This is a genomic window from Streptomyces sp. NPDC003691, assembly GCF_053981115.1.
Genome location: NZ_JBSFNQ010000244.1, coordinates 1 through 1,078, shown reverse-complemented (window position 1 = coordinate 1,078; position 1,078 = coordinate 1). Strand labels below are relative to the sequence as shown.

Here is a 1,078-nt window from a genome sequence, read left to right as displayed (position 1 = left end):
CTCGTGACTGCGTGCCTTTTGAAGAATGAGCCTGCGAGTTTGCGGTGTGTTGCGAGGTTAACCCGTGTGGGGAAGCCGTAGCGAAAGCGAGTCCGAACAGGGCGATTCAGTAGCGCGCTCAAGACCCGAAGCGGAGTGATCTAGCCATGGGCAGGTTGAAGCGGCTGTAAGAGGTCGTGGAGGACCGAACCCACCAGGGTTGAAAACCTGGGGGATGACCTGTGGTTAGGGGTGAAAGGCCAATCAAACTCCGTGATAGCTGGTTCTCCCCGAAATGCATTTAGGTGCAGCGTCGTGTGTTTCTTGCCGGAGGTAGAGCACTGGATAGGCGATGGGCCCTACCGGGTTACTGACCTTAGCCAAACTCCGAATGCCGGTAAGTGAGAGCGCGGCAGTGAGACTGTGGGGGATAAGCTCCATGGTCGAGAGGGAAACAGCCCAGAGCATCGACTAAGGCCCCTAAGCGTACGCTAAGTGGGAAAGGATGTGGAGTCGCAGAGACAACCAGGAGGTTGGCTTAGAAGCAGCCACCCTTGAAAGAGTGCGTAATAGCTCACTGGTCAAGTGATTCCGCGCCGACAATGTAGCGGGGCTCAAGCGTACCGCCGAAGTCGTGTCAATCCAACATATAGCCCCAACGGGCGTTGGGTTGGGTAGGGGAGCGTCGTGTGCCGGGTGAAGCCGCGCCGGAAGGCAGTGGTGGACGGTACACGAGTGAGAATGCAGGCATGAGTAGCGATACACACGTGAGAAACGTGTGCGCCGATTGACTAAGGGTTCCTGGGTCAAGCTGATCTGCCCAGGGTAAGTCGGGACCTAAGGCGAGGCCGACAGGCGTAGTCGATGGACAACCGGTTGATATTCCGGTACCCGCTTTGAAGCGCCCAGTATCGAATCCTCTGATGCTAAGGCCGTGAAGCCGCCCTTGATCTCTTCGGAGTGATGGGGAGTGGTGGAGCCGCTGAACCGAGGTGGTAGTAGGTAAGTGATGGGGTGACGCAGGAAGGTAGTCCAGCCCGGGCGGTGGTTGTCCCGGGGTAAGGGTGTAGCCCGTGCGGTAGGTAAATCCGTCGCACAT

The 1,078-nt window shown here is 57.9% G+C and carries 1 rRNA gene; it reads left to right on the top strand.

What is annotated here, in order from left to right:
- Nucleotides 1-1,078 (top strand): 23S ribosomal RNA (locus ACWDR0_RS34980); the annotation flags it as partial.